General features: G+C 27.3%; 6 protein-coding genes. 2 read left to right on the plus strand and 4 right to left on the minus strand.

Annotation, left to right across the window (positions count from 1 at the left end):
- Positions 1–122: 122 nt before the first annotated feature.
- Genes ACK2WN_RS11835 through ACK2WN_RS11850 form a run of 4 tightly spaced genes read right to left on the minus strand, consistent with a single transcriptional unit; the run spans position 123 to position 2,455 of the window.
- Positions 123–659 (minus strand): hypothetical protein, encoded by a 537-nt coding sequence (locus tag ACK2WN_RS11835; RefSeq protein ID WP_416155677.1) that lies wholly within the window; start codon positions 657–659, stop codon positions 123–125.
- Positions 660–679: 20 nt separating this feature from the next.
- Positions 680–1,606 carry a DUF6731 family protein gene (locus ACK2WN_RS11840; protein ID WP_416155678.1) on the minus strand — a complete coding sequence of 309 codons (927 nt, stop codon included), beginning with the start codon at positions 1,604–1,606 and terminating at the stop codon, positions 680–682.
- Between the two features lie 17 nt (positions 1,607–1,623).
- Positions 1,624–2,127 (minus strand): ImmA/IrrE family metallo-endopeptidase, encoded by a 504-nt coding sequence (locus ACK2WN_RS11845; protein WP_416155679.1) that lies wholly within the window; start codon positions 2,125–2,127, stop codon positions 1,624–1,626.
- Positions 2,120–2,455 (minus strand): helix-turn-helix domain-containing protein, encoded by a 336-nt coding sequence (locus tag ACK2WN_RS11850; RefSeq protein ID WP_416155680.1) that lies wholly within the window; start codon positions 2,453–2,455, stop codon positions 2,120–2,122. Before ACK2WN_RS11850 ends, ACK2WN_RS11845 begins: the two co-directional genes overlap by 8 nt.
- 183 nt (positions 2,456–2,638) lie before the next feature.
- Between ACK2WN_RS11850 and ACK2WN_RS11855 the strand changes: the two genes are divergently transcribed.
- Together ACK2WN_RS11855 and ACK2WN_RS11860 are read left to right on the plus strand one after the other, a co-directional pair.
- Positions 2,639–2,833, plus strand: a complete 195-nt coding sequence (locus ACK2WN_RS11855; protein WP_416155681.1) for a helix-turn-helix transcriptional regulator — start codon at positions 2,639–2,641, stop codon at positions 2,831–2,833.
- Positions 2,834–2,941: 108 nt separating this feature from the next.
- Positions 2,942–3,097, plus strand: a complete 156-nt coding sequence (locus ACK2WN_RS11860) for a hypothetical protein (protein WP_416155682.1) — start codon at positions 2,942–2,944, stop codon at positions 3,095–3,097.
- The last annotated feature ends 317 nt before the right edge of the window (positions 3,098–3,414 follow it).

The following is a 3,414-nucleotide window of genomic DNA, read 5'->3' on the forward strand; positions in this document are numbered from 1 at the left end:
GCGACCACACATTTTTTAATTCTTGTCAACATTTTTATAAAATAAAAAGACCCCATATTATTTCTAATATTGAGGTCTTTATGTTTTTCTACTAACTTAATGACATTGGATAAAAATCGCCCTTATTTATATTTATTTTTTAATTTTGTTAAATCCAATTCATCAGCATCATCTTTTTTAGATATTTTTTCATATTGTATAGATTTTAAAAGCTCAATAAAAATCAAACTAAGTCTAAAAAGTGATACTAAAAAAGAAACACATAATGAAAAAGCAATTATAAATAAAATTTTACCTAAATAAACTACTTCTTTAAATTCAATTTTAAACAATAAAAATAGAATAAATAAAATTAAAAGAAGTCCTATTAAAATTGGAGAAGAAAAATATTTTATAAATAAATTCCAACGTTCAATTTCAAAAATACGTTTTATAGCTTTAGAATCTAATAATGCTATTAATAAAGTAAGTGTAGTAACAATAACGCCTATGAAAGTAGCAGCTATTGTAATTAAAGAACTTGCGATTAAATCAAAATTATATATTTTTATTTTTAAAGGAGCAGTATACATCAATATAATTACACTTAACAATATTGATATAAAAACTATTGATTTTTCAATAATATAACCAATATTATTTTTTTTTGGTAAAAACATAAACATACCTCCTTTTTTTATTAAACTGATTTAAAAGTATCTCTACGTGATAAGTAGTTTCCTAAAAGTATAGGATAGATTTTATCATGAGTCAAGGGGTCACTTTTATCTACAAAGAAAATATTAGTATCTTTTAATCTATTTTTCAATAAATCGATTTCTTCTACTTTTACATCTGAAGCTTCAATATCATTTGAAGTTATATTAGGAACAACTTTTGTTTTAAGAGTTGCTACTGATTTCATTTTTGATGCCATAACTAAATCATCTTTTGTAATACCATTATTCAAAAAATTAAACTTATGAGATTTTTTTCTACCTAAAGAAAGTGTAAATTTTGAATAACCAGAATTATATTCAGAAAATCCTTTCATAATAGAATATAAAGGACTTTTTTTATCTGGAATTTCTTGTAGAAAATCATCTACATAAACCGCTATATTAAAGCTTTTAAAATTTTTATTTGATAAAGCAGAAGTAGCATCATCTTTACTTAAAATGGGAGTTAATTCAAAACTATATGTATTATCTTCAAATAGAGAAGAAAGATAATCACCTAACCCACTAGGAGTAATACTATTCCTATTTCTGTGGAGTATAAAAATTCTTTTTTCAGGATCATATAATGCAGATGCAAATTCACCCACATATTTATCGTCTTCTAGGGATATAATTTCAAACTCTCCATCATCATCGGCAATACCAGGAAGAGAGGTTTCTCTTAGTCTTAAAAATTGTATTTCCCAAAGTTTTTTTTCGTTATCAAATTTTAATGTTTGTATTCTAGCTTTCTCATCTCTATAGCTGCTAGTTGTATCTAGAGGAGTTTTTTTCTCGAGTTCTTCAAATAGACCATTTAGGTCAAACTCTTTTGTTTCTACTCTACGATTCTTTATAACTTTAGAAAAAACCCTATAATAATCAAATTGTACAATTTTTTCTTTCATAATATAATCACCTCATTTTAAAATTTGTTATATATATACAGAGTAGGATAATTAGAGAGAACCAAAAACTCATCATCCTCTATCTGCAGATATTCATTATTCAAAGATAGATAGTAAAAGCTCTGCATCAATATATCTCGACTTACAGATAGCCCATCGGCAAGTTCGTCAATGCTGGCAGGTCTTTTTTTTAACTCATCTATCAATTCATCTTTTGGTACTAAAAAGTTACACGCCCATCTAAGAGCCTTAGCTTCACACTTATCTATATTTACCTTATCAAAATAATTCTTAGGCTCTATATTGTCACCCATGCTCGTAAAATGGTGTCCCAGCTCCTCAGCTAGAACCTCAGTCATACGAATGGTATTGCTTTTAAGAATGTTTGCCATCAGGATCATACGGATACCAAACTTGGATATATATAAAGCCTCAGCAAAAACTTCTGGAATTTCATCGACAAATTTTATTATTATATTTTCTTTTTCGGCAATATCTAATAATTGCTCAAACTTAGTCATTGTTTTTCTTCATTTCCTCAAATATTAAAAAGTCGATAAAATCATCAAGTCTTTTTCTTTGCTCTTCTGATAAAGTTTTAGTTCTATCATCCATGTGTGCTGCTATTGTATTTTCTTCAAAGTTTCTAATGCTTGTTCTACCAAGAAGATAGTCTGATGAAACATTAAAAAAATCAGATAAAGCATTTATTGTTTCATAATCAGGCGTTCTTTGATTTGTTTCATACATTGCTATAGAACTTCTTGAAATTCCTATTTTATCAGCCAATTCGGTTTGATTTAGGTTCTGTTCAGTTCTAAGCTGTTTTAATATATCTCCAAAACTCATAGTATTTTCTCTCCTTATTTATTCTATTTAATAAAATTATTATAACAAAAACTGACACAAAATGTGACAATTACAAAAAATGTCACAAAAATAATAAAAAATATATTGACGTGTCACAAAAAAGGACATATAATAAAATCAAGAAGTCACAAAGAGTGACAAATAAGAAAGGAGGGTGACAAAATGAATAACATATTACGGGATTATAGAAAACAATTAAATAAAACTCAAATAGAAATGGCAGAAATACTAGGTGTAAGCTTTTCTACATACCGTAAAATTGAAACTGGGATAAGAAACCCAAGTTATAATTTTTTAAAAAAATTAAAAAATACCTTTCCTGATATTGATGTGAATAAAATTTTTTTTGAAAATTAATGTCACAAAAAAGAATATTTATTTTGATTTTCTCACAGAACAAATCAAAGATAAATATCAAAATATAGGCGATAACGACGTTAACGTCTAAAAAGTGAGGTGATAAAAATGGCAGAACAGAAAAAAATAACAGTAAAAGTTAAGTTAGAGGTTGACAAAGAAGAAGCTGAGAAAACGTTAGAACGTATTAATCAGCTAAAAGATGAGATTAATAAAGAACTAGAAACATTTGCTCAGCTAATAAAATTTACTCAAATTAAATAATTAAAAATTATCAAGGAAGTCCTTAGCTGCTTTCTCCATCTGGTCAAATTCGGAGTCATCAGCATCTATAAGTTCAATAACAGTTGAACAATGTGGACATACAACAGAAGAGCCGATATCTGAAAAATTTATACTTAGCTCTTTACCACAGTTACCACATTCGATAGTAAGGACATCCTCACCGAAAAGTTTGTCTAAATTTTTAGTGGCGAATTGTCAAGCTAAGTGCAACAGTTTATCATAAAATATCTCGAAGGGTGTTTTAAACCCTAAACATTTTCTTGGTCTAGTATTTAGTTTATACTCAACTAACTGAA

Origin of the sequence: Peptacetobacter sp. AB800 (assembly GCF_047807365.1) — a bacterium.
Taxonomy (GTDB): domain Bacteria; phylum Bacillota; class Clostridia; order Peptostreptococcales; family Peptostreptococcaceae; genus Peptacetobacter.